This window comes from Nocardioides aquiterrae, from assembly GCF_039526625.1.
GTDB classification, from domain to species: Bacteria; Actinomycetota; Actinomycetes; order Propionibacteriales; family Nocardioidaceae; genus Nocardioides; species Nocardioides aquiterrae.
The window spans coordinates 176,350-199,305 of record NZ_BAAAJE010000006.1 but is presented as its reverse complement, the minus strand read 5'-3'; the positions used below and the strand labels follow the sequence as shown (position 1 = coordinate 199,305).

General features: G+C 69.8%; 23 protein-coding genes and 1 tRNA gene. 3 read left to right on the top strand and 21 right to left on the bottom strand.

Annotation, left to right across the window (positions count from 1 at the left end; all coding sequences use genetic code 11):
- Nucleotides 1-150 precede the first annotated feature (150 nt).
- The 4 genes from ABD086_RS07630 to ABD086_RS07615 all read right to left on the bottom strand — a co-directional run bounded on the left by ABD086_RS07630 (nt 151) and on the right by ABD086_RS07615 (nt 3,343).
- On the bottom strand, nt 151-1,011 hold the full coding sequence (locus ABD086_RS07630; protein ID WP_343906886.1) for an alpha/beta fold hydrolase: 861 nt from the start codon (nt 1,009-1,011) through the stop codon (nt 151-153).
- 67 nt (nt 1,012-1,078) lie between these two features.
- Nucleotides 1,079-2,026 (bottom strand): DODA-type extradiol aromatic ring-opening family dioxygenase, encoded by a 948-nt coding sequence (locus ABD086_RS07625; protein ID WP_343906885.1) that lies wholly within the window; start codon nt 2,024-2,026, stop codon nt 1,079-1,081.
- 11 nt (nt 2,027-2,037) lie between these two features.
- Entirely contained in the window at nt 2,038-2,580 is a 543-nt protein-coding gene (locus ABD086_RS07620; RefSeq protein WP_343906884.1) for a cupin domain-containing protein, read from the bottom strand.
- 25 nt (nt 2,581-2,605) lie between these two features.
- A complete protein-coding gene (locus tag ABD086_RS07615; protein WP_343906883.1) occupies nt 2,606-3,343 on the bottom strand; it encodes an SDR family NAD(P)-dependent oxidoreductase in 738 nt (245 codons plus the stop codon).
- A 90-nt stretch (nt 3,344-3,433) separates the two neighbouring features.
- Between ABD086_RS07615 and ABD086_RS07610 the strand changes: the two genes are divergently transcribed.
- The gene (locus tag ABD086_RS07610; protein WP_343906882.1) at nt 3,434-4,045 is read left to right on the top strand and encodes a PadR family transcriptional regulator; all 612 of its coding nucleotides are present in this window, start codon (nt 3,434-3,436) and stop codon (nt 4,043-4,045) included.
- 49 nt (nt 4,046-4,094) lie between these two features.
- On the opposite strand, the gene ABD086_RS07605 is transcribed toward ABD086_RS07610, so the two are convergent.
- From ABD086_RS07605 to ABD086_RS07550, 12 genes are all read right to left on the bottom strand, one after another.
- On the bottom strand, nt 4,095-4,697 hold the full coding sequence (locus ABD086_RS07605; protein ID WP_343906881.1) for a cysteine hydrolase family protein: 603 nt from the start codon (nt 4,695-4,697) through the stop codon (nt 4,095-4,097).
- Nucleotides 4,698-4,731: 34 nt separating this feature from the next.
- Entirely contained in the window at nt 4,732-5,838 is a 1,107-nt protein-coding gene (locus ABD086_RS07600) for an alcohol dehydrogenase catalytic domain-containing protein (RefSeq protein ID WP_343907380.1), read from the bottom strand.
- Between the two features lie 85 nt (nt 5,839-5,923).
- Nucleotides 5,924-6,949: an ABC transporter permease gene (locus ABD086_RS07595; RefSeq protein ID WP_343906880.1), complete on the bottom strand. Its 1,026-nt coding sequence runs from the start codon at nt 6,947-6,949 to the stop codon at nt 5,924-5,926.
- On the bottom strand, nt 6,943-8,478 hold the full coding sequence (locus ABD086_RS07590) for a sugar ABC transporter ATP-binding protein (RefSeq protein WP_343906879.1): 1,536 nt from the start codon (nt 8,476-8,478) through the stop codon (nt 6,943-6,945). The genes ABD086_RS07595 and ABD086_RS07590 overlap by 7 nt, the downstream gene beginning before the upstream one ends.
- Complete coding sequence (locus ABD086_RS07585; protein ID WP_343906878.1) at nt 8,475-9,521, bottom strand: sugar ABC transporter substrate-binding protein; 1,047 nt, start codon at nt 9,519-9,521, stop codon at nt 8,475-8,477. Before ABD086_RS07585 ends, ABD086_RS07590 begins: the two co-directional genes overlap by 4 nt.
- A 159-nt stretch (nt 9,522-9,680) precedes the next feature.
- Complete coding sequence (locus ABD086_RS07580) at nt 9,681-10,193, bottom strand: (2Fe-2S)-binding protein (RefSeq protein WP_343906877.1); 513 nt, start codon at nt 10,191-10,193, stop codon at nt 9,681-9,683.
- Nucleotides 10,190-11,056, bottom strand: coding sequence for an FAD binding domain-containing protein (locus ABD086_RS07575; protein WP_343906876.1), 867 nt, complete (start codon nt 11,054-11,056; stop codon nt 10,190-10,192). The genes ABD086_RS07580 and ABD086_RS07575 overlap by 4 nt, the downstream gene beginning before the upstream one ends.
- Nucleotides 11,053-13,446: a xanthine dehydrogenase family protein molybdopterin-binding subunit gene (locus tag ABD086_RS07570; protein WP_343906875.1), complete on the bottom strand. Its 2,394-nt coding sequence runs from the start codon at nt 13,444-13,446 to the stop codon at nt 11,053-11,055. The genes ABD086_RS07575 and ABD086_RS07570 overlap by 4 nt, the downstream gene beginning before the upstream one ends.
- Before the next feature lie 106 nt (nt 13,447-13,552).
- On the bottom strand, nt 13,553-14,278 hold the full coding sequence (locus ABD086_RS07565; protein ID WP_343906874.1) for an IclR family transcriptional regulator: 726 nt from the start codon (nt 14,276-14,278) through the stop codon (nt 13,553-13,555).
- Between the two features lie 231 nt (nt 14,279-14,509).
- Nucleotides 14,510-15,535: a 4-hydroxy-2-oxovalerate aldolase gene (gene dmpG, locus ABD086_RS07560; RefSeq protein ID WP_343906873.1), complete on the bottom strand. Its 1,026-nt coding sequence runs from the start codon at nt 15,533-15,535 to the stop codon at nt 14,510-14,512.
- Nucleotides 15,532-16,512: an acetaldehyde dehydrogenase (acetylating) gene (locus tag ABD086_RS07555; protein WP_343906872.1), complete on the bottom strand. Its 981-nt coding sequence runs from the start codon at nt 16,510-16,512 to the stop codon at nt 15,532-15,534. The genes dmpG and ABD086_RS07555 overlap by 4 nt, the downstream gene beginning before the upstream one ends.
- A gap of 59 nt (nt 16,513-16,571) precedes the next feature.
- Nucleotides 16,572-17,378: a 2-keto-4-pentenoate hydratase gene (locus ABD086_RS07550; protein ID WP_343906871.1), complete on the bottom strand. Its 807-nt coding sequence runs from the start codon at nt 17,376-17,378 to the stop codon at nt 16,572-16,574.
- A gap of 80 nt (nt 17,379-17,458) precedes the next feature.
- On the opposite strand from ABD086_RS07550, the gene ABD086_RS07545 reads away from it, so the two are divergent.
- Nucleotides 17,459-18,211, top strand: a complete 753-nt coding sequence (locus tag ABD086_RS07545; RefSeq protein WP_343906870.1) for an IclR family transcriptional regulator — start codon at nt 17,459-17,461, stop codon at nt 18,209-18,211.
- 142 nt (nt 18,212-18,353) lie between these two features.
- Here the strand turns inward: ABD086_RS07545 and ABD086_RS07540 are convergent.
- A tRNA-Tyr gene (locus tag ABD086_RS07540) sits at nt 18,354-18,435 on the bottom strand.
- A gap of 90 nt (nt 18,436-18,525) precedes the next feature.
- Between ABD086_RS07540 and ABD086_RS07535 the strand changes: the two genes are divergently transcribed.
- Nucleotides 18,526-19,017, top strand: a complete 492-nt coding sequence (locus tag ABD086_RS07535) for a YajQ family cyclic di-GMP-binding protein (protein WP_343906869.1) — start codon at nt 18,526-18,528, stop codon at nt 19,015-19,017.
- Between the two features lie 104 nt (nt 19,018-19,121).
- Here the strand turns inward: ABD086_RS07535 and ABD086_RS07530 are convergent, their stop codons facing one another.
- Genes ABD086_RS07530 through ABD086_RS07515 form a run of 4 tightly spaced genes read right to left on the bottom strand, consistent with a single transcriptional unit; the run spans nt 19,122 to nt 22,808 of the window.
- Nucleotides 19,122-20,102 (bottom strand): sulfate/molybdate ABC transporter ATP-binding protein, encoded by a 981-nt coding sequence (locus tag ABD086_RS07530; RefSeq protein WP_343906868.1) that lies wholly within the window; start codon nt 20,100-20,102, stop codon nt 19,122-19,124.
- Nucleotides 20,099-20,938 carry a sulfate ABC transporter permease gene (locus ABD086_RS07525; protein ID WP_343906867.1) on the bottom strand — a complete coding sequence of 280 codons (840 nt, stop codon included), beginning with the start codon at nt 20,936-20,938 and terminating at the stop codon, nt 20,099-20,101. Before ABD086_RS07525 ends, ABD086_RS07530 begins: the two co-directional genes overlap by 4 nt.
- Nucleotides 20,931-21,779: a sulfate ABC transporter permease subunit CysT gene (gene cysT / locus ABD086_RS07520; protein WP_425571568.1), complete on the bottom strand. Its 849-nt coding sequence runs from the start codon at nt 21,777-21,779 to the stop codon at nt 20,931-20,933. The genes ABD086_RS07525 and cysT overlap by 8 nt, the downstream gene beginning before the upstream one ends.
- Nucleotides 21,780-21,782: 3 nt before the next feature.
- On the bottom strand, nt 21,783-22,808 hold the full coding sequence (locus ABD086_RS07515; protein WP_343906866.1) for a sulfate ABC transporter substrate-binding protein: 1,026 nt from the start codon (nt 22,806-22,808) through the stop codon (nt 21,783-21,785).
- Nucleotides 22,809-22,956 lie beyond the last annotated feature (148 nt).

The following is a 22,956-nucleotide window of genomic DNA, read 5'->3' as shown; positions in this document are numbered from 1 at the left end:
TGACCCCACTCGGGCTCTGCGGCAGCCGGCTTCACGCTCGAGACCCACGTCCACCCCAGGTCGAGGCGACAGGTCATCCGGTTCAACGAACCCGGATCCCGACAAACTCGTCGCCAGACCAGAGCGAACCACGCCGGGCGACGTCTCCGGTCATGACCGGTCGCGCCACCTCCCCGCGGTGAAGTCGACGACCAGCCGCGAGAAGGACTGGGCCCGCTCGATCTGCGACCAGTGCCCGCAACCTTGGTAGATGACGGCATCCGCCGTCGGGATCACGTTGACCAGTTCCCACGTCCGCGCGGGAGGAATCACCTGGTCGGCGAGGCCGTGAACGAGGAGTACGGGGATCGTGAGCTTCGCCAAGGCGTCGTCGTCCAGCGGGAGGGCCGCGCGGTCACGCTCGCGGGCCTCGATCACTCGATCGAGCCGGCCCGAGGAGACCTCGTACTCGGCAATGGCCTGACGTGCCGACACCATGGCGTCGGCGACGAGGCCGTGATTGGTGACGAAGCCCTCGAAGGAGCGGCGCAGGCCCTCGAAGCTCGTGTCGGGCGTGGCGTGGGCCCGGATCGCGGCCGTTGGAGCACTGCCTCCCGTGCCCATGGAGATCACGCCGCGGACCCGGTCCGGATGGTCGATGGCCAGCTGGAGGGCGATCCAGCCGCCGAGCGAGTTCCCGACGAACCACGCGTCTCCGATGCCGAGCGCATCCAGGACGCGCAGCGTGTGGTCGGCCCACTCGCGGATCCCGTACGCGGTCTCGGGGGCGGTGATGGTCGCGCCGAAGCCGATGAGATCCAGGGCGATCGCGCGCACGGAACCCGCCACGGCGGGGAGTGTGAGCCACCAGTTGGCCGCGGCCGACACACCGGTGCCCGATCCGTGCAGGAATACGACCGGCACCCCCTCCCCCATGTCGTGCAAGTGCGTGATCTCGCCGTCCGCCGTCGGGAGCCAGACATCGTCCAACTGGAAGAAGGGGTCGGTGTGGAAGTCGGTGGTGCCGAGCATCAGGTCATCTCCTGTGATATCGAGGCGGGACGCTCCCGCCGGAACTGGCCGCGCCGGTGCGCAGGTGTCAGGGGGCGGGCGGCGCCGGAGCCGTGCTCGCCACGATGCCCATGCCAGTGATCCACTTCGGCACCGGCTCATAGGCGCTCCACTCCAGCTTCCCGCCCCATGCAGCAGTGGCGGCTGCCCAGGTGCGGATCTCGTGGGCGCCGGGTCCACCGAGGTGCATGACGTCCTCCTCGTCGAGGGTGCGGAAGACCCCGGGGTCGGCGAGGACTCGGGCGAGGAGGCCCTGGTCCCAGCCCGCCTCGACACGGCCGGTGGCGTCGCCGTCGGCGAGCGCCTGTGCCTTCGCGACGCGGCCCGCCTCCATCTCGTCCACCCGTGGCCGGCCATGGATCAAGAAGTCGCGCCATTCGGGCGTGATGCTGGGGTCGAACGCATCGGTCGACGCCGGCCAGTGGGACATCCCGCCCGAGCCGATGACGAGCACCCGCTCCGGGCCGACGAAGTCGCGGATCGCCTCGCCCACCGCGGTACCGAAGTCGAAGGTGCGGGCGAAGGTCGGCAGCGGTGAGCAGCCTGAGTTGACGATGACGGGCACGATCGGGATGTCGAGGTCCGGCACCAGCCGCGCGTACACCTGCGTGAGCCCGTGGTCGATCCGCATGTCGAGCGAGATCGCCGGGTCGAAGCCGCGTGCCATGGCCCCGGCGTGGATGGCGCCGGCGAGTGCCTTCGCGAGCGGCAGCTCTCCCTTCGGGGTGTGGTAGTCGCCCACTCCCTCGACCCGTTCGATACCGATCGTGAACGGCGGGAGGATGTCGTAGAAGACGCCCCGCGCGTGGTCGGGCCCGAAGATGACGATCGCATCCGGTCGCAGCTGCTCGACGATGCCGCGGGCTCGGTCGACCTCGTGGACGAACGTGCCCCCCTCCTCTCCTGGGGCCGGATCCGGCGCGAGGTTCCACAGCGGCGAGTGCGAGAGGCTGATGCTTCCGACGACCTGGCTCATCGTGTTCTCCTTCAGTGTCCGGCCGGGATCGTGCCGCCGATGAGCACGAAGGCGACGACCGCCTGCTGCTCGGACCGGTTCGACCAGGCGTGGCGGGTGCCGCGCTGGATGAGGACCTCGCCCGGCTTCATCAGCCGCTCCTCCTCGTCGAGGACCGCCCAGATCTCGCCCTCGAGAACGAGGGCGTAATCGAGGGAGGGGGTGGCGTGGACCTGGTCGGCGACGCCGTTGGCCTTCCAGTCGGTGTCGGGCGGAAACTCGACCATCCGGAAGACGGAGCCGCCGGGCGGCGGGCTGAGTGCGACGTCTCCACCGAGGCCGTCGTCGACGGGGCCGTCGTTGTCGACCGGCACCTCGGTGTGCTGCCAGAGGTTGGTGACGACGAACGTCGGGGTGTTGGCAACCGTCTGGATCGAGGACGTCTCACCGTCCTCGAGGAAGACGGCCCTGCCCTCGGCATCGACCCCGGTGACGAGGCGCCGGAAACGCCGGAAGCCATCGTGCGGGGGCACGCCGGCGCCGAGTTGGACGTTGTGCTCGGTGGCTGCGGACATGGGGGTTCTCCTTACGAGAGCACGATCACGGGACAAGCGAGAAGCCGCCGTCGATCACGACGGTCTGGCCGGTGACGTAGCCGAAGTCGATGAGTCCGAGGATCACCTCGGCAACGTCGTGCGGACCGCCGGTGCGTTTCAGGGGCGCCTTCTCGCTCCACATCGCGCGGAGCGCGTCGAAGCCCTCACCATCGGTCCACGGAGTGTCGATCAGGCCCGGGGCGACCGCGTTGATCCGAACCTCGGGGCCGACGACCGCGCCGAGCAGCTTGACCATGTGCTGCAGGGCGGCCTTGCTGACGGCGTAGGGGATCGAGCTCCCGCCGACGTCGACGCCGGCGAGCGCCCCGACGAAGGTCAAGGTGCCCCTGCCGCTGGCGCGCAGCCCGGGTGCGGCCGCCTGCACCAGGCGCCACGGTGCCACGACGTTCATCCCCAGGATCCGGTCCCAGATCTCGTCGGAGACGGCGTCGATGTCGGCGTGCGGAAGCTTCACGGTCGCGCCGGCCGAGTAGACGACGTTGTCGAGTCGACCGTGCTTCTCGAGCACCAGCGACACGAGGCGGGCCGGGCTCGCCGGATCCTGCATGTCGGCTTGCACATAGGTGGCGCCGACGAGTTCGTCGAGCAGCGGAGCCGCCTCCTCCGGGCTTCGGGAGCCGGAGATGACGACGGCGCTCCCACGGTCCACGAGGCTCCGCGCCGCCGCTGCGCCGATGCCGGAGGTGCCGCCCACGATGAGCGAGACGGGGGTCTGTGACATGACGACAACCTAAGTTCGATAGAGGGAATCATGTAACTTTTTACATGACAGTTTATACATGTGCAGACGCGCGCCGCCTAGGATCCGGCCATGTCTCTCGACTACGCGATCCTGGGCTGGCTGAGCACTGGTCCCGGTTCGGGCTACGACCTGGTCCGGCAGATGGATGTCGGCCTGAGCTGGTTCTGGGGCGCCTCGCATGCCCAGATCTACCCGCGCCTGAAGGTGCTGGAGGAGCGCGGCCTGATCACCTCGGAGCCGGTCACGGTCGGCACCAAGCTGGAGAAGCGCGTCTACTCGATCACCGAGGCGGGGCGTGCCGCGGTGAGCGCCTGGGCGAGCGAGCCGCCGACGTACCCGCCGAACCGTGACAGTGAGCGCCTCCGCCTCATCTTCGGAGATCACGGCGACACGAAGGCGATGCGGCGACACTTCGAGACACACCTGGACCGCTTCGAGAAGCGGAAGGCGAACCTCCAGGAGTTCCTGGACAGCGTCACGAGCAGGAAGCACCAGCGGATCGAGCAACGCATCGCCGACGCACCGACGGAGGCGCTCAAGGAGATCCCGCTGGCGGTGCGCACGATGGCGTACGCGGGAGATCTCCGACGAGCCGAGCTCGAGATCGACTGGGCCCGCGAGTGCCTCGCCTGGCTCGACGACTTCGAACGGCGACACCCCGAGGAGTCACGCGCCGGCTGAACCAGCCGGTGGACGTCAGGCTGGCCGGCCCGGCTCGGGCATCCCGCACTCATCGGGAGATGCCGGCGGCGAGCTCCTCGACCGTCACCAAGGTGGCGAACAGACCCATGGAGGCGAGTGAGGCCTCGTGGCTCCCGCCATCCGCGGCCGAGGTCGCGTCCGTCAGGACGGCCACGTGGAAGCCCAGGTCGGCTGCCTGCCGTACCGCACCCTCGACCGAGGCGTTCGTCGCCACTCCGCAGACGACGACGTTCTCGATCCCGCGGTTGCGGAGCACCTCCTCGAGGTCGGAGTCGGTGAAGGGGCCGGGCCGCTTGTGCGTGAGAACGACGTCGTCATCCTCGACGGCGAGGTCCGCAACGAGTTCGGCTCCGGTGGTCCCGTCCTTCAGGCATCCAGCCTGCTCCACCATCTGCAGGAGCGGAAGCGTCGGTCGCAGGTCGGAGTGGTCGGACGCGAACGCGATGCGCAGCGGGACCACGAGGCCGCCGTGGTCCCGGATCGCCCGCATCGCGACGTTGGTGTGCTCGACGACGTCCCTGGCTGCCGCCTCCGCAGCGAAGATCGACCCGAAGGCGGTGCCTTCGGCGACGATGTCCTCCTGCAGATGGACGACCAGCAACGCGGTCGACTGACCGAGTAGATCTGACACGAGTGTTCTCCCTGCTCTTCGTGGCTGTCGGTGGCTATTCGTGGGGACGGACGACGACACTGGTGAAGCCGCCGCCGCTGTCGGTGGCAGCCGCCTCGACGGCAGCATTGGCCTCGTCCAGCGTGAAGTGCCGGGCGGTGAGATGGCTGAGGTCGAGCGTCCCGGCGCCCGCCATGCGCGCCATGTCCTCGCCCTCCGCCGTGGTGAACCACAGCGACCCCAGAAGGCTGATGTGCAGCGTCATCAGCCGGTACATCGGGACCGGCAGGTCCTCCGGCATCGCACCGATGCTCACCATGCGGCCGCCCCGGCGCAGCGCCCAGATGCCGGCCATCGTGACGTCGGCGGTGGCGCTGGAGCTGGTCGCGTCGAGGAAGACGTCCACGCCGCGCCCGTCGGTGTGCTCTCGGACCCACTCGGAGACATCGCGATCGCCGTAGGAGAGCACCTGGATCCGGCTGGGGTCGATCTGCCGCAGCCGCTCGAGGCGGCCCTCGTCGCGGGCGACACCGAAGATCTGGGTCGCGCCCATCGCCAGGGCGAGAAGGACAGCGTTGACGCCGAGCGTGCCGGTGGCGCCGTGGATGAGCACGCTGCTGCCGGCCCGGACGTCACCCTTGCGGAGGCCGCTGTAGGACGTGCCCAGGTAGCCGAAGCGAGCGGCGTGGTCGAAGGAGACGTTGTCCGGGATGCAGACGATGTTCTTGACCGGAGCCTTCACGTACTGACCGAGGCCGCCGTACGGATAGTCCTTGTGGATGACCGCCGAGTCCGGACCGAAGCCGAAGTAACCCTCGAAGGTGTAGGCGGGGTCGTTCATCGGTTCGCCGTTGCGAGCGGCCCAGGAGTCGCCCGTGTCGAGGCCGGGGTTGATGTAGACGCGATCTCCCGGCTTCAGGTTGCGCACCCGGGCGCCGACCTCGGTGATGACGCCTGCACTGTCCATCCCGAAGATCGCCGGCAGCTCAGGAAGCGGCAGGAACGGCTTCTGGCTCGGGTAGGTGTTGATGACGTTGCGGAGGTTCGGCACGATGTGCGCCGCTTCGACGCGGACGACGACGTCCAGCTCCCCGGGGACGGGCATGGGGACCTCGTCGATCTGGAAGGCACCGCCGACCTCGTGTAGCCGGGCCGCTCTCATCGTTGTCACATGGAACTCCTTACGGGTTGCGGGCCGGTCGGCCCGACGATCTGGGACGAGCTGCCGACACGGATGACGGTCACCTTCAGGCCCCTCGCGATGAGGCCGAGAGGGTGGCCCGGTCGACGGCCGTGCTGGATGGGCTGCGGCGCCGGGTGATGAGCCGGGGGTCGATCCGGTCGCCGGCGACGGCGACGATGAGGATCACCCCGGTGACGACGTTCTGCCAGTCGCTGGCGACACCCGCGAGACTGAGCCCGTTCTGCAGGATCGCGATGAACAGCACGCCGAGAGCGGTGCCGCCGACGCCGCCCGACCCGCCGGTCAGCGCGGTACCGCCGAGCAGCACGGCCGCGATCGCCTGCAGGGCGAGTGTGGAGTCGACCGTGGGCACGGCAGCACCGACACGTCCCACGCCGATCGTCCCGGCAAGGGCGGCACAGGCGCCGGCGACGGCGTACACGATGATCAGGGTCCGGGGGACGTGGATGCCGGACAGCCGCGCCGCGGTGGCGCTCCCGCCGATCGCGTAGACATCGCGCCCGAAGTAGGTGCGGTTCTGGACGTAGAGCGCCACGAGGAAGACCGCGGCCATGATCCAGATCGGCATCGGCAGGCCGAGGAACCGCTCCGTGGCGAGCCACTTCGCGGCGGGTGCGGTGACCAGGAAGGAGTTGCTGCCCGACCAAAGGCTGACCACGCCGGTCAAGCTGGTCATCGTCGCCAGGGTGACCACGAAGACCGACAGGCCCACCTTCCCGACGGCGACACCGTTGAGGAGGCCGCCGACCAGGGCACCCGCGGCCACGCAGAGGACCACGACGAGTGGTCCAGGGATGCCCAGCTCGAGGGACTTGGCCATCAGGATCCCGGTCAGCGCCGCGGTGGCGCCTACGGAGAGGTCGAACCCTCCGGAGAGCAGCACGAACGTCATGCCCATCGCCACGACCCACAGGAGCGAGGAGTTGGCCACGAGGTTCTGCACGTTCGTGCTTGTCGAGAAGGCCGGTTGCGTGAGCGCAAAGAAGGCGAACATGGCGACGACGAGCAGGAGCACCAACCGGAACTGCGAGGTCGACGCCCAGGCGCGACGGATCAAGGGGTTCAACATGGCTGACCTCCGGCCAACTTCAGGATCTCGGAATCATCGGTGTCGGGTACGGCGAGATCGGCGACCACGCGGCCGCGGAACATCACCAGGACGCGGTGGCAGAGCGTCAGCAGCTCGTCGATCTCCGAGGAGTTGACGAGCAGGGCGCTACCGGCCGCGGCGATGGCGCGCAGCTCCTGGTGGATGTCCGCCTTGGCCATCACGTCGACGCCCCGGGTCGGCTCGTCCAGGAGCAGGACGCCGGGCCGGCGCACGAGCCACTTCGCCACGGCGACCTTCTGCTGATTCCCTCCGCTCAACCGCGCGGTGCCGGTCTCGGCGAGCTGCGGGTTGAGCCGCAGGGACGCGGCCACACGCGCCACCGTCGCCGCCCCGCGCCCGCGGGCGGGAGGCGCCAGCCGCGGGGCGTCGTGCGTGTCGACCATCGTCATGTTGGCGCCCACGCTCATCCCGAGGACCAGGCCGTCGGCCTTGCGGTCCGCCGGGACGAAGCCGATGCCATGGGCGATGGCCCGGCGGGGGCCGTGCGGCACGTACGGCTTCCCGTGGATCTCGAACGTCCCGGCCGCGTGGCCACGCGCTCCGAAGATCGACTCGAGCACCTCGCTACGGCCGGCACCGACGAGGCCGGCGAGCCCCACGATCTCGCCCCGGCGAAGGTCGAGACGGAAGTCCTCGACCGAGCCGGGGACGACCAGCCCGGAGACGCGCAGCGCCACAGGGTCGTCCGATCCCACGCCCGCCGAGGCGGCGGAGCCTCCCTCGCGACCGGCGGGCGGATCCTCTCCCAGCATCGCCGACACCAGGGACTCGGGAGTGAAGGAGGCGGCCGAGCCCTCGGCAACCGTCACGCCGTCGCGCAGGACCGTGATGTCGTCGGCGATCTCGAAGAGCTCCTGCATCCGGTGCGAGACGAAGATGATGGCGACGCCCTGAGCCTTCAGCCTGCGTACGGTCGCGAACAGGCTTCCGACCTCGTCGTCGGTGAGCGAGCTGGTCGGCTCGTCGAGGATGAGGATCCTCGCCTCCGCGGTGAGCGCCCGGGCGATCTCCACCATCTGCCGCTGGTCCGGCCGAAGCCGCCGCACCGGACAGTCCGGGTCCACGTCGAAGTCGAGGCGCTCGAGCACACCCTGCGCCTTGGAGCGACTGGCTGAGCGGCTGATCCCGGCCCAGCGCCGGACCTGCCCGCGGCCGAGCAGGACGTTCTCCGCCACGCTGAGGTCCGGCGCCACGGCGATCTCCTGGGAGACCATGGCCACCCCGTGGCGGAGGGCCGCCACGGGGCTGCCGAAGCGTACGGGTCTGCCCTCGAGCGAGACCGTCCCCGCGTCGTGCCGAATCTGTCCCGAGAGGACACCGAGCAGGGTGGACTTCCCGCTGCCGTTCTCGCCGATCAGGACGTGCACTACTCCGCCGGTGGGGATGGTGAGGTTCGCGTCCTTCAGGGCTCGCGTCGGGCCGAAGGTCTTCTGGACGCCTTCGAGACGCAGGAGCGGCGCAGGATGACCGTCGACCACGACGCTCACTCGGTGGGTGTCGCGTCGTCGACGTTGTCGGCGGTGATGGCGATTCCCTGCAGGGAGACCATCTCCGGCAGCGGCAGGTGCTGGCCGGTCACCGAGCCGTAGGCGGCGTTGATCAGGGCTTCGCCCTGGTCCGCCCACGGCAGCTGGTACGACATCGCGATGTCTCCGGACTTGATGGCAGCGAGGACCGCTTCGCCGGCGCCCGAGTTGGAGATGATCTTGACGTCGTCCATGCCCGAGGACTTGACGACGGTGGACGCGGTCAGCGCCACGAGGTCGTTGTAGACCCAGATCTGGTCGATGTCGGGGTTCTTGGCGATCAGCTCGCTCACTGCCGGGCCGTAGCCGGCGGCGGTGTCCTCCTTGGCGTCGACCTGACCGACGAACTCGAGCCCGAACCGCTCGCCCCAGTACTGCTCCCGCTCGGCCATGTACTTGAGCGCGGCGATGGGCGCGGCGTTGCCGATGATGCCGAACTTGCCGCCCGGCTGGGCATCCGCTCCGAACTCCGCCATGGCGTAGGCCTCGCGGTCGATGGGGGCCTCGAGGTCGGCGTCGTACCCCTCGCCGAGCGGCTGACTCACGTCCGGGTTCGCGTTGGTGGCGATGACCGGGATGCCGGCCTCCTCCGCCTTGGCGAGCGCGGGGCCCAGCGACTCCGGCACGACCGGATACACCACGATGGCGTCGACACCCTCGGCGAGCAGCTCGTCGAACTGGGAGACCTGCTTCTGCGGGTTCAGCTCGGCGTCCTTCACGATCAGTTCGACCCCGAGCTCCTCGGCCCTGGCCTCGGCACCGCGTTGCTGGACGGCGAGCGTGGGCAGCGCGCCGTAGATCTGGAGGTACCCGATGGTCATGTCCTCGCCCGTGTCCTTCGGAACCGGGAAGTTCTCGGGAAGGTCCTTGGCGGGACCGTCGTACGCCGTGGGCCGGTCCGCCGCGGCGGCGGGCTTGGCGTCGGCGCTCGTGTCCCCGCCGCACCCGGCGAGTGCCAGCACGCTGGTCAGGGTCAGGCCGGTGAGGAGAAGTCTCGTGTCCATGGTCGTCCTTGGTTGTCGGTGGAGCGGATGTGTGGTGGTGACCCCGAGGATTTGGGCGTGCGCAACCGCGCCGGGACGGAACCGGCGAGTCGGTTGATTCGGTGAGGTGAGTACGCCCGCGGGGCGCACGCGCCAGGTGTGCCGCAGCGGGGCGTCGGTTCAGTCGCGCTGCAGGTGTTCTCGCTGTCGCGCCGCGGCCGTGCGCACTGCGGCGACGATGGCCTCGTAGCCGGTGCAGCGGCAGAGGTTGCCGCTGAGCGCCCAGCGGATGTCATCGTCGGTGGGATCCGGATCCCTGGCCAGGAGCTCGGTGGCGGCGAAGATCATCCCCGGGAGGCAGTAGCCGCACTGGAAGGCCTGCTCGCTCCAGAAGGCCTCCTGGACGAAGCTCAGCTCGCCGTCCTCGGCCAGTCCCTGGGTGGTGACGACCTGACTGCCCTCGGCGGAGACCGCCAGCCTCATGCAGGTCTTGGTGATGAGGCCGTCGACCCGGCTCGTGCAGGCTCCGCAGTCGCCGGTGGCACAGCCCACCTTCGGGGCGGTGACTCCGAACCCGTCGCGGAGGGCCTCCACCAGCAGCGAACGGGAGTCGACGGCGGCCGAGCGGTCCTGCCCGTCCACGGTCAGGTTCAGTCGGATCGTGGTTCCCTCGACGGGTTCCGTGCCGGTCATGAGTCCTCCTGTTGCATGGCCATCTCCATCGCGCGGCGGGCGACGGGGTGCGTGACAGCGAGCCGGTAGGAGCCGGGCGCCAGCTCGTCCTCCCACGGCGAGTGGACCGACGCAGCGACCAGGCGAGCCGCCTCATCGACCCGGCCGGGCTCGAGCGGGCCTCCGACGAGCACGGAGCGGACGTCGACGTGCACCGGCGTGCCGCTGACGCCGCCGAGCACGAGCCGGGCATCGGTCACCGACCCCGAGCCGTGCTGGTCGACGACGAAGGCGGCCGTGGCGATGGGCCAGCTGCTGGCCGAACGCTTCAGCTTGTAGTAGCCCCAGCGCGCGGCACCTTGGACCGGGATCTCCAGCCGAGTCAGGATCTCGTCCGGGCGCACGCACGAGCGTGAGGCGGCCTCGAACATCGCCTCCCCCGACACGCGGCGCTCGCCCTGCGAGCCGGCCATCACGAGCGTCGCGCCCAGGGCGGCGACGACAGCAGGGGCATCCGACTGCGGCCGCGCGGCCACCACCGACCCGCCGATGGTGCCCTGCGACTGGACCTGCGCTCCGCCGGTGATGCCCCGCGCCATGGCGGCGAGCATCGGTAGGTGGCCGAGCACGATCGCGGAGGACATGAGCGCGGTGTAGGTGGTGGTCGCACCGACGTGTACGACGTCGTCCACCAGCTCGATCCGGTCCAGGCCGGCGCGCCGCAGGTCGACGAGCAGGTCGGGAGCGGACTCACCGCGGTTGCACTCGGGCACGACCCAGGTGCCTCCACCGAGCACGCGGGTCCGGGCGGGCGCGGCCGAGACGAGCTCGACAGCCTCCGCCGCGGACTCCGGCGACCGGTACGTGAACGGATGCCCGATCATCGGCCGACACCTCGGATCGCTTCCAGGACGCGGTGCGGAACGGCCGGGAGCTCCTCGACCTTCGCCCCCAACGGACTGAGGGCGTCGTTGACCGCGTTCAACAGGGACGCCATGGTGCAGGCAACTCCGCCCTCCCCGGCGCCCTTGGTCCCGAGGGGGGTGAAGGGGCTCGGGGTCACTTGGTGCTGGATCTCGAAGGCCGGGACGTCGTTGGCCCGCGGCAGGAGGTAGGTCTTGAAGCCGGAGCTGGCCTGGGACCCGTCCCCGGCATGCAGCACCTCCTCGGTGAGCGCGGCGCCGATCCCTTGCACCACCCCGCCGGTGAACTGGCCGGTCACGAATCGCGGGTTGATCATCACCCCGCAGTCGTGAACCATGACGTGGCGCTTGAGGTCGACGATCCCGGTCTCGATGTCCACCTCGACGACGGACAGGTAGATGCCGTTGGAGAAGGTCGAGAAGGGCATGATCCGGCCCTCCTCGTCCGCGTGGTGCCGGATGTTGCCCATCTTGAACGTACGGGTCGCCTCGAGCGTGGGCTCCACGTCCGGCGCGACGATGTAGCCCACGGTGTAGAGAGCATGGGCCACGGCGGCAACGGGCAGCGCCCGCTCGGGCTCCCCTACGACTGACGCGAGGCCGTCGTGGAGGACGATCCGGTCGGGGCTCTCGCAGCCCAGCATCCCCGCGGCGACACCCCGCAGCTTGGCGGCGACGTCCTCGGCCGCCAGCGCCGCCGAGCCGCCCCCGGTGAGGATGCCGCGGCTGCTCACGTTGCCGAAGCCGAACGGGCAGAGGTCGGTGTCACCCTGGACGATCGAGACCGCGTCCATCGGGACGCCCAGCCGGTCCGCGACGATCTGGATGATGGCGGTGTCGTTGCCGTTGCCCGGGCTCGTCACGCCGGTGAGGACGGTGACGTCGCCGGACGGGTCCATCCGCACGGTCGAGATGTCCGAGGCGCCGATCAGCGCGCCGGGGATGTCGGCACCCTCGGGCAGGACCTCGAACCCGATGCCGATGCCGATGTACCTGCCCTCCTGGCGGGCGAGCTCCTGCTCGCGCCGCACGTTCTCGTAGTCGAGAACGGTGAGCGCCTTGTCCAGGAGGCCCTCGTAGTCGCCGCTGTCCAGCTCGAGGCCGGTCGCGGTGACGAAGGGGAACTGGTCGGCCTTGACCCAGTTGCGCCGGCGTACCTCGAGCGGGTCCAGGCCGGTCTCTCGAGCAACGGCGTCCATGACGGTCTCCATGAGCAGGGCGCCGGCCTCCTTGCCGAACGGCCGCAAGGGGCTCCACGGCCCCTTGTTCGTCACGACGACGCGCCAGTCACAGCGGAAGTGGGCGACGTCGTATCCGCTCGGCATGGCCAGCGAGCCGGCGAACGCCATGCCGAACGCGCCGGTGGCGGAGGCCGCGCCGTGGTTCGCGAGCAGGTCGCAGCTCACCGCGGTGACGCGCCCGTCGGCGTCGAACGACGCGGTGTAGTGGATCCGGCTGTCCCGGGCGCCGTAGCGCAGGGTGCTGGCGCGGTCCTCGACCCACTTCACCGGGCGCCCGAGGAGGCGGCTGAGGACACACACGAGGTACTCCTCGGGGTGCCCGAAGTTCTTGAACCCGAAGGATCCGCCGACCGGCGGCGCGACGACATGCACGTCACGCTCGCGGAGCCCGAGGAACTGCGCGATCGAGTGCCGCAGCGGGTGGGGAGCCTGCGTGGTGCCGTACCACGTCAGCCGCCGCGACCGCGTGCTCCAGTCGGCCACGTAGACCCGAGGCTCCATGGGTGCGGGCGCTCCGCGCCCGGTCCGCAGCGTGCCGCGGACGACACCTGCGGACCGCGTGTCCAGGTCCTCGACGTCCCCGTGGCCGGCGGTGCCGGCCAGCATGACGTTCGATCCCCAGCTCTCGTACAGCAGCGGCGCGTCGTCGGCCAGCGCGTCCTCGGCCTCGAGCACGTGCGGCAGTGGTTCGTACGAGACCTTCACCAGGGCGGCCGCTTCCAGCGCGTCCTGCATGGTCTCGGCGACGACCGCGGCCAGCGGCTGCCCGACGTAGACGACCTTGTCGTTCGGCAGGACCCGGAGCTCGAGCGCCTGCCCGCCCGTGGGCGCGGGATCCATGGCGTTGGGAATGGGCCCCACGTGCTCGGCGAGATCGCGGCCGGTCGCGACCATGAGCACCCCGGGGCGGGCGAGAGCCACGTCGGTGTCGACGCTGATCCGGGCGTGCGGTACCTCGCTGCGCACGAGGACCACGTGCGTGGTTCCCGGCAGCGTCAGGTCGTCGGTGTACGCGATGCGTCCGGCGACGTAGTCATCGCCGTCGTGCCGCCGCAGCGACTGACCCGTGAACGCCCGCGCCTCGCTGCGGGGATCCGCCTGAACTGTCACCGAGGTTTCGCCTATCTTCCACCCTGCAGAACGTCGATTCTGGACAGAGAGTAACGGGCGTCACGTCACCAGTGTCAAGAATCAACATTCTCCATAGCGGAAATTTCTAGCGCCCGAGCTGCTGAGCGTCCGCCACGGCGGCGGAGAGCAGCCGAGCGAGCTCCGCCTCCTTCTCGGGCGTGTATCGCTGCACGGGACACGAGAGCGACAGGGCGCACAGACTGGAGCCGTCCGGTCCTCGGACCACCCGGGCGATGGCCCAGATGTCCGGCTCGTTCTCACGGTCGGCGACCGCATATCCCTGTTCCCTGATCTTGGCCAGCTCCGCCAGGAGCTGGGTGCGCGAGCCGATCGACAGCTCCGTGACGCCCGAGAGCTCCTCGCGGGGATAGCGGCGCATGATCTCCTCGGTCGATAGCTCGGCGAGGAGCGCCTTTCCGCCCGAGGTGCAGTGCGCCGGTCGCACGAGGCCCACGCGGGACGTGGTACGGACGGGCCGATCGCACTCGACCGCGTCCAGGAAGATCGAGTCGCTCCCCTCCAGCGCCAGGAGGCTGCAGGTCTCGTCGGCCTGCTCCACGAGGGAACGGAGGATGGGGCTGAGCTGGGCGCGTAGGTCGTGCCGCACCACCGAGAGACCGAGCGTCACGAGGGTCGGTCCGGGCGAGTACGTCTTCGCCTGGGGGTTCTTCTGCACCAGGCCGTAGTGCTCGAACATCGCCAGCAGTCGGTGGGCCGTCGACGGGCCGATGCCCAGCTCCTCGCTCGCCTCCGAGACCCGGATCGACGGCCGATCGCGCAGGAGCAGCAGCAGTCTCAGGGCGTTGTCCACCGACCCGATCGGATGCTTCGGCTCGGACGCGACCTTCGGATCTCTCACCGCCGCCCCAGTCCGCTACAGCGATTCCTGTCCCCGGCGGCAAGAGATTCGCAAAGCTCGATCACGATCGAACACTATCTTTGGTTGCCGCCGTCGTGCTGGTGCTCCCCGGCGACACGGCCCACGGTGTCGTGACCCGCGGCCCCTCCCGGGGAGATGACGGCGACGCTCGGCTCGAGCTGCTCAGACGGGCCGGGACTCCCGCTCGCCGACCAGGTTGAGCGCGATGTCGATGATCATGTCCTCCTGGCCGCCCACGAGCCGGCGGCGGCCGCACTCCATGAGGATGTCGCGGACGTCGACGTGGTAGCGGTCGGCCGCGGTCTCCGCGTGGCGGAGAAAGGACGAGTAGACGCCGGCGTAGCCGAGCGTGAGGGTCTCGCGGTCGACACGAACGGGCCGGTCCTGCAGGGGGCGGACGATGTCGTCGGCGGCGTCCTGCAGCCTGAAGAGGTCGCAACCGTGCTTGAAGTCGGACAGGTCCGCGACGGCGATGAACGCCTCGATCGGGCAGTTCCCGGCACCGGCGCCGTGACCGGCCAGCGAGGCGTCGACCCGGAACACGCCGTTCTCGACCGCAACCACTGAGTTCGCGACCGACAGGGACAGGTTCTCGTGCGCGTGGATGCCGATCTCGGTCCGTGGGTCGAGCACGTCGCGGTAGGCACGCACCCGGTCGCGCACGCCGTTCATGGTCAGCCGGCCGCCGCTGTCGGTGACGTACACGCAGTGGGCACCGTAGGACTCCATCAGCTTCGCCTGCTTGGCGAGCTCCTCCGGCGGGGCCATGTGCGACAGCATGAGGAAGCCGGACACGTCCATCCCGATCTCACGGGCGGTCTGGATGTGCTGGGCGGAGACGTCGGCCTCGGTGCAGTGCGTGGCGACCCGGACCGAGCGCACGCCCAGGTCCCAGGCGCGCTTCAGCTCATGGATGGTGCCGACCCCGGGAAGCAGCAGCGTGGCGAGGCGGGCATGGCGGAGGACCGACGCGGCCGCCTCGATCCACTCCCAGTCGGTGTTCGAGCCGGGGCCGTAGTTGAGCGATCCGCCGGCGAGCCCGTCGCCGTGGGCGACCTCGATGGCGTCGACGCCGGCCTCGTCGAGCGCCGTGACGATGCGCCTGACGTCGTCGGGCCTGATCCGGTGTCGAACGGCGTGCATGCCGTCGCGCAGGGTGACGTCCTGGACGAAGATCGGAGTGCTCACTTGACGGCCTCCTCGGCCAGACGCGGGTTGCCGTTCGCGGCCATCTGTTCGGCCATCTGGACAGCGGCCGACGTCATGATGTCGAGGTTGCCGGCGTAGGCCGGGAGGTACATGCCCGCCCCCTCCACCTCGAGGAAGACCGACACCTGGTGGGTGGGGCGGACTGTCTCGCCGGCGGCGAGCAGCGTCTCGACCGGCTGGTCGGCGGGGATCTCGGCGATCTGGACGTCCTGGACCATCTGGTAGCCGGGGACGTAGGCAGACACCTCGGCGACCATCTTCTGGATCGAGTCGGTGATCTGGGCCTTGACCGTATCGGCGTCGGGGCCGTCCGGCAGCGAGACGAGCGCGAAGACGGTGTCGCGCATCATCAGCGGCGGCTCGGCCGGGTTGAGGATGATGATCGCCTTGCCGCGCTGTGCCCGGCCGACCTGGACGATCGCGGCCGAGGTGGTCTCGGTGAACTCGTCGATGTTCGCCCGGGTGCCCGGGCCCGCGGACCTGGAGGCGATGGAGGCGACGATCTCGCCGTACGCCATCGGGACGACCCGGCTGATCGCAGCGACGACCGGGATGGTCGCCTGCCCGCCGCAGGTCACCATGTTCACGTTGGGAGCGTCGATGTGCTCCTCGAGGTTCACCGCGGGGATGACGTAGGGGCCGATCGCGGCGGGGGTCAGGTCGACCATCCGGATGCCGAGCGGGCGCAGCTTCTCGTCGTTGTACTTGTGCGCGCCGGCGGAGGTGGCGTCGAAGACGATGCCGATCTCGTCGATCTGCGGCGACTCCAGCAGGCCGTCGACGCCCTCGGCGGTCGTCTCGAAGCCGAACGTGGCCGCCCTGGCCAGGCCGTCGGAGGCGGGGTCGATGCCGACCATGACGCCCATCTCGAGGTGCTGCGCGGTGCGCATGATCTTGATCATCAGGTCGGTGCCGATGTTGCCCGAGCCGATGATCGCGACCTTGGTCCTTGTCATCTGTGGAGCCCTTCGTCGGGGTGGGATCCGGGAACCGGATCCGCGGTCAGCCGGGTTGGTCACGCGGAGAACGAGGCCGAGACGCTGCCCAGCCCGGAGATCGTCACGGTGACGTCGGCGCCCGGGTGGACGACCCGCATCGGGCCGAGCGCGCCCGAGAGCACGACCTGCCCAGCGCGAAGCGGCTCGCCCAGCTCGCGTGCTGTGCGCGCCAGCCAGACGACGGCGTTGAGCGGGTCGCCGAGGCAGGCGGCACCGTTGCCGGTCGAGACCACCTCGCCGTCGACCGTCATCGACATGGTCACCTCGGCGGGCTCGACCTCGTCGAGTGTGCGACGCTCGGCGCCCAGGACGTAGACACCTGCGGAGGCGTTGTCGGCGACGGTGTCACCGAAGCTGATGTCCCAGTCGGCCACGCGGCTCCCGCACACCTCGATGGCGGCGACGGCATGGTCGATCGCGCCACGGACCTGCTCGTGGTCGAGCTCGCCCACGGCCAGGTCCTCTTTCAGGACGAAGGCGACCTCGGCCTCGACCTTGGGCTGGAGCACCGCGTCGACGGGGATCGTGTCGCCGTCGGCGTAGGCCATGTCATCGAACAGCACGCCGAAGTCGGGCTGGTCCACGCCGATCTGGGCCTGAACGGCCGGCGAGGTGAGCCCGATCTTGCGGCCGACGACCGTGGCGCCCGCGTCGAGCCGTGCCCGGACGTTGAGCTGCTGTACGGCATACGCCGCCGCGACGTCGTCACGGCCGATCAGCTCGCGCACGGGCGGGACCGGCCTACGCCCGGCGGCCGCCTCGCGCAACCGGGCCGCGGCTTCGGTGACCGCGGCCTCGTCCACCTGCGTGGGAGTCTCTGTCATGGGGCCAGCCTCACCGGCCCGTCGGCACCGGACCACCGCCGCGTTCCATTCAATGGAACGTGTCGAGGTACCGTCGCGCCGTGACCGGCGACCTCGACACTGTGCTCGGCAAGGCCGTCGCGATCCTGCGCTCCTTCACGGCCGACGACACCGTCCTCTCGCTCGCCGAGCTGGTGCGCCGCACCGGACTGCCGAAAGGCACCTTGCACCGGGTGGCCGGCGATCTGGTCGCGCATCGCCTGCTCGACAGGAGTACCGGCGGCTACCGGCTCTCGGGCGGGCTCTTCGAGCTCGGCATGCTGGCCGCCGCCGAGCGCACGCTGCTCGAGCTGGCGATGCCGTTCCTGCAGGACCTCTACGAGCGCACCCACGAGACCGTCCACCTCGGGGTGCTCGACGACGGCGCCGTCGTCTACATCGCCAAGATCGGCGGCCACCGACAGGCGCGCGCCCCGTCGCGACCGGGGGGCCGGATGCCGCTGCACTGCACCGCCATCGGCAAGGCACTCCTCGCCTACGCCGACCCGGACCTGCAGCGACGGGTGCTGGCAGGGCCGCTGGAGCGTCGGACGCCCTACACCGTCGTGGCGCCGGGCCTGCTGCGCAGCCAGCTCGACGGCGTGCTCGAGAACGGCGTCGCGTTCGAGCGGGAGGAGTCGACGCTCGGGCTGCTCTGCGTCTCGTCGCCGGCGCTCGGGGTCGACGGCCAGACCGCCGTGGCCGCGATCAGCGTGACTGGCCCGGTCGGGAGGTTCCGTCCGGAGGCGCACACGAGCGCCGTGCGCACCGCCGCTCAGGCGCTGGGCAGTGTGGTCGCGCGGCGCCTCCGCTGACTGTGCAGCACGATGTCGACGTCGTGGGTGGGTCGCACGATGCCGAGACTCTCGTGAACGGTGGGTAGCCGACCATCTTCACCACATGCACGAGACCCCCACACGTGGTGGGGGTCCGGCGCCTGGTGGAAGTTCCATCCAGTGGCAGGTGAAGGATTCGAACCTTCGAAGGCAAAGCCGACGGATTTACAGTCCGCTCCCATTGGCCGCTCGGGCAACCTGCCGGGTGTCGCACGCGGTTTGGCCCCGCGGCAACAAGGCGAAAGAATAGCGCAGCCCGCGTGGCACGCGAAAACCAGACCGGAGGAGTGCAGATGGCCGACTCGTCGTTCGACATCGTCAGCAAGATCGACCGCCAGGAGGTCGACAACGCGCTCGGCCAGACCGCCCGGGAGATCGCCACCCGGTTCGACTTCAAGGGCACGGGCGCGTCGATCGAGTGGCAGGGCGAGCACGCGATCGAGATCTCCGCGTCCGCCGACGACCGGGCGACCGCCGTCCTCGACGTCTTCAAGACCAAGCTCGTCAAGCGCGACGTGAGCCTCAAGGTGCTCGACGCCTCCGAGCCGCGCCAGTCCGGCCAGCAGAGCAAGATCTCGATCGCGCTCAAGGAGGGCATCTCGTCGGAGGACGCGAAGAAGATCTCCAAGCTGATCCGCGACGAGGGCCCCAAGGGCGTCAAGGCGCAGATCCAGGGTGACGAGCTCCGCGTGTCCTCCAAGAAGCGCGACGACCTGCAGGCCGTGATCGCGCTGGTCAAGCAGCAGGACTACGACTTCGCGGTGCAGTTCACCAACTACCGCTGAGGGCGCGACCGCTTCGCCGGGACGTCATACGGACAGTGTGTCCCCCTCCACTGTCCGTATGACGTCCTGCGACCGCACCCCGGCGACGTCCGGGGCGATCGCCCTCAGCCGGCGGCGGCCGACATGGCCGACACTGCCATCGCGCCGGTCGCCGGGGTGACCCAGACGCGGGCGCCCTCCTCGAGCTCCAGCTGGCGGGCGTGCGTCCGGGTGAGGACGACGTTCACGACCTCACCGTCGTCGGTGAGGACGGTGACGCGCACCTCGAACCCGACCCGCAGCAGCCGCGAGACCGTGCCCTCGGCCGCACCCGCGAGCTGCGGGGTGCGCGAGACGTGCACGTCGTGCGGGCGCAGCGTGATCCCGTTGAGGGTCGTCGTCTCCCCGAGGAAGCCCATGACGAAGGCGTTCGCCGGCTCGTCGTACAGCTGGTCCGGCGTGCCGACCTGCTCGACCCGGCCCTCGTTGATGACCACGATCTCGTCGGCGACCTCCATGGCCTCCTCCTGGTCGTGGGTGACGAAGACCGTGGTCACGTGCACCTCGTCGTGCAGCCGGCGCAGCCACTCGCGCAGCTCCTTGCGGACCTTGGCGTCGAGCGCGCCGAACGGCTCGTCGAGCAGCAGCACGTTCGGCTCCACGGCGAGCGCCCGGGCCAGTGCCATCCGCTGGCGCTGGCCGCCCGACAGCTGCGAGGGCAGCCGGTGCGCGAACTGCGAGAGGTGGACCAGCCGGAGCAGCTCGTCGACCTTGGCCGCGATCTCGTCCTTGGGCCGCTTGCGGATCTCCAGGCCGAACGCGACGTTCTTGGCGACGGTCATGTGCTTGAAGACCGCGTAGTGCTGGAACACGAACCCGACGTTGCGCTTCTGCGGCGGCAGGTGGGTGGCCTCGGTCCCCTCGATGGTGACCGACCCGCTGTCGGCGGAGTCCAGCCCCGCGATGATGCGCAGCAGCGTCGACTTGCCGCCGCCCGACGGGCCCAGCAGCGCCGTGAGCTGCCCGGTGGGCAGCGAGACGTTGACGTCGTCCAGGGCGACGAAGTCACCGAACCGCTTGCTGACTCCCCTGACCTCGATGCTCACTTTTCCTTGCTCTCCTTCGGGCGGAGCAGCGCGACGACGACCAGGCACAGCACGGCCGCGAAGACCAGCATGAACGCCACCGAGTACGCCGTCTGCTGCTCGAAGTTCTGGTACTTCTGCTGAACGAGCACCGTGGCCACCTGCGTCTCGCCACCGACGTTGCCGGCGACGACCTTGATGGCCCCGAACTCTCCGAGGGCGCGGGCGAGGCTGAGCACCACGCCGTACACGACCGCCCACTTGATGCCGGGCAGGGTGATCCGCCAGAAGGTCTGGCGCGCGTTCGCCCCGAGGCTGCGCGCCGCCTGCTCCTGGTCGTCCCCGAGCTCCTCGAGCACGGGCACGATCTCGCGGATCACGAGGGGCAGGATCACGAAGCAGGTCGCCAGGACCATGCCCGGCCGCGCGAACACGACCTGGAGGCCGTGGTCCTCGAGCCACGGCCCGAACCAGCCGAACCGGCCGTTGTAGACGAGCACCAGCGCGAGGCCGACGACGACCGGCGAGACGGACAGCGGCAGGTCGATCAGGACCGACAGCGCCCGCTTCCCCGGGAAGCTGTGCCGGACCAGCAGCAGCGACATGCCGATGCCGAACACCGTGTTGATCAGCACCGAGATCACGGCGACCTCGGCGGTGAGCTTCAGCGCGTGCACGACGTCGGGGTCGGCCAGCGCCTCCTGGATGCCGGTCAGGCCGTCGGCGAACGTGTGCCTCACGACGTACGCCGTCGGCCAGGCGACCAGCATCAGCAGGTAGCCGACGACCACGAGTCGCAGCGCCCACTTCACGACCGGTGAGCCGGTGCCCACGGCGGTGCTGCTGGTGCTAGCCACGGCGGGCCACCCGCCTCTGGATCACGTCGAGCGCGACGATCGCCAGCAGCGCGACGGCCAGCATGATCGTCGCCACGGCCGCGGCCGCCTCGGTGTTGCCGCCCTCGAGGAACGAGAAGAGCCGGACCGAGACGACCTCGGTCTTGCGCGGCAGGTTGCCGGAGATCAGCACGAGGGCGCCGTACTCGCTGATGCCGCGGGCGAAGGCCAGCGCCGCGCCGGCGAAGATCGCCGGCACCAGCGCGGGCAGGACGACCCGCCGGAACGTCGTGAACCGGCTCGCGCCCAGCGACGCGGCGGCGTCCTCGACGTCGGTGTCGAGCTCCTCGAGGACCGGTTGCACGGTGCGCACCACGAACGGCAGCGTCACGAACGCCATCGCGAGCAGGACCGACCAGCGGGTCCCGTTCACCGTGACGCCGATCGGGCTCTGCGGCCCGTAGAGCGACAGCAGCACCAGGCCGGCGACGATCGTCGGCATCGCGAACGGGATGTCGATGACCAGGTCGAGGACGGCCTTCCCGGGGAACCGGTCGCGGACCAGGACCCAGGCGATGACCGTGCCCATCACCATGTTGAGCGCGGTGATGATCAGCGCCGAGACGATCGTGAGCTGCAGGGCGGCCCGGGTGTTCGGGCTGGTGAGCACGGCCTCGTACGTCGACCAGCCGCCGCCGCTCGCCTTGACGATGATCGCGGACAGGGGGATCAGGACCAGCAGGCTGAACCAGACCATGGCCACGCCCAGGCCGAGCCCGGACGCGGGTGTCAGTGCGCCGGCCGAAGCCGACCGGCGCGTGCGCGCCGGCCGGCTCTCGACCGCAAGCGATGCGGTGGCCATGGATTACTGGCCCGCGTCGGCCTGGACCTGGGTCAGGATGCCCATCGGCTCCCCGTCGGTGCCGTCACCGAAGAACTTCCCGTTCGCCTCGTCCCAGCCACCGAAGTCGTCGTCGATGGTGAGGAGCGTCTGCGGCTCCGGGAACGCGTTGGCGGGGTCGTTGGCGCCCTCGACGGTCACGTCGCCCACGTCGACCAGCGGGCGGTAGCCGGTCTCGGCGTACAGCTTCTGGCCCTCCTCGGACTTCTGGAAGTCGAGGAAGTCCTGGGCGGGCTTCGAGGCGTCCGTGGAGAGCGCGCACGGGTTGTCGATGCGCAGCGTGGTGTCCGGGACGATGTAGTCGAAGTCCTGGCCGCTCTGGCGCGCGAGGATCGCCTCGTTCTCGTAGGAGAGCAGGACGTCGCCGGTGCCGCCGGTGAACGCCGTGGTGGCGTCCCGGCCGCTGTCGGGGAGCGCGGCGACGTTGCCGAAGAACTTCGTCATGTAGTCCTTCGCGGCCGCCTCGTCGCCGCCGTCGGCGATGACCGAGCCGTACGCCGCCAGCAGGTTCCACTTGGCGGACCCCGAGGAGGCGGGGTTCGGGGTCACGATGCCGATGCCCGGCTCGACCAGGTCGGACCAGGTCGAGATGCCCTTCGGGTTGCCCTTCTGGACGACGAAGACGACCACGGACTGCGTGCAGATGCCGTTGGTGTCGTTGTCCTTCCAGTCCTTGGGCACGATGCCGGCGTCGACCAGCCGGGTGACGTCGGGCTCGAGCGAGAGGTGGACCTCGTCGGCGTCGAGACCGGCCGCGACCGCGCGGCTCTGGTCGCCCGAGGCGCCGTAGGTCCCCTTGATGTCGACGTCCTTGCCGGCGTCGGTGTCGTTGAAGGCCAAGATCTCGTTCTTGTTGGCCTGTTCGAGCACCGAGTAGCCGACGACGTTGACGGTGTCACCACTGTTCGCGGACGAGTCGCCGGAGCATCCCGTCAAGGCCAGCACCCCAGCGACCGACACAGCCGCCGCAACCTTGAGCGTCCTGTTCATCGTGCCTCTTCCTGTTCGCGCGCCGCCCCGGTCGGGGGACGCCTATCTACGTAATGCTTAGCAGACTACTCGACTTTAGTAAGTCAATGGCTAATCAACACAGCAAAATCGGGTCGTGTCTCGCGTCACACATCCGGAGGGAGAGACG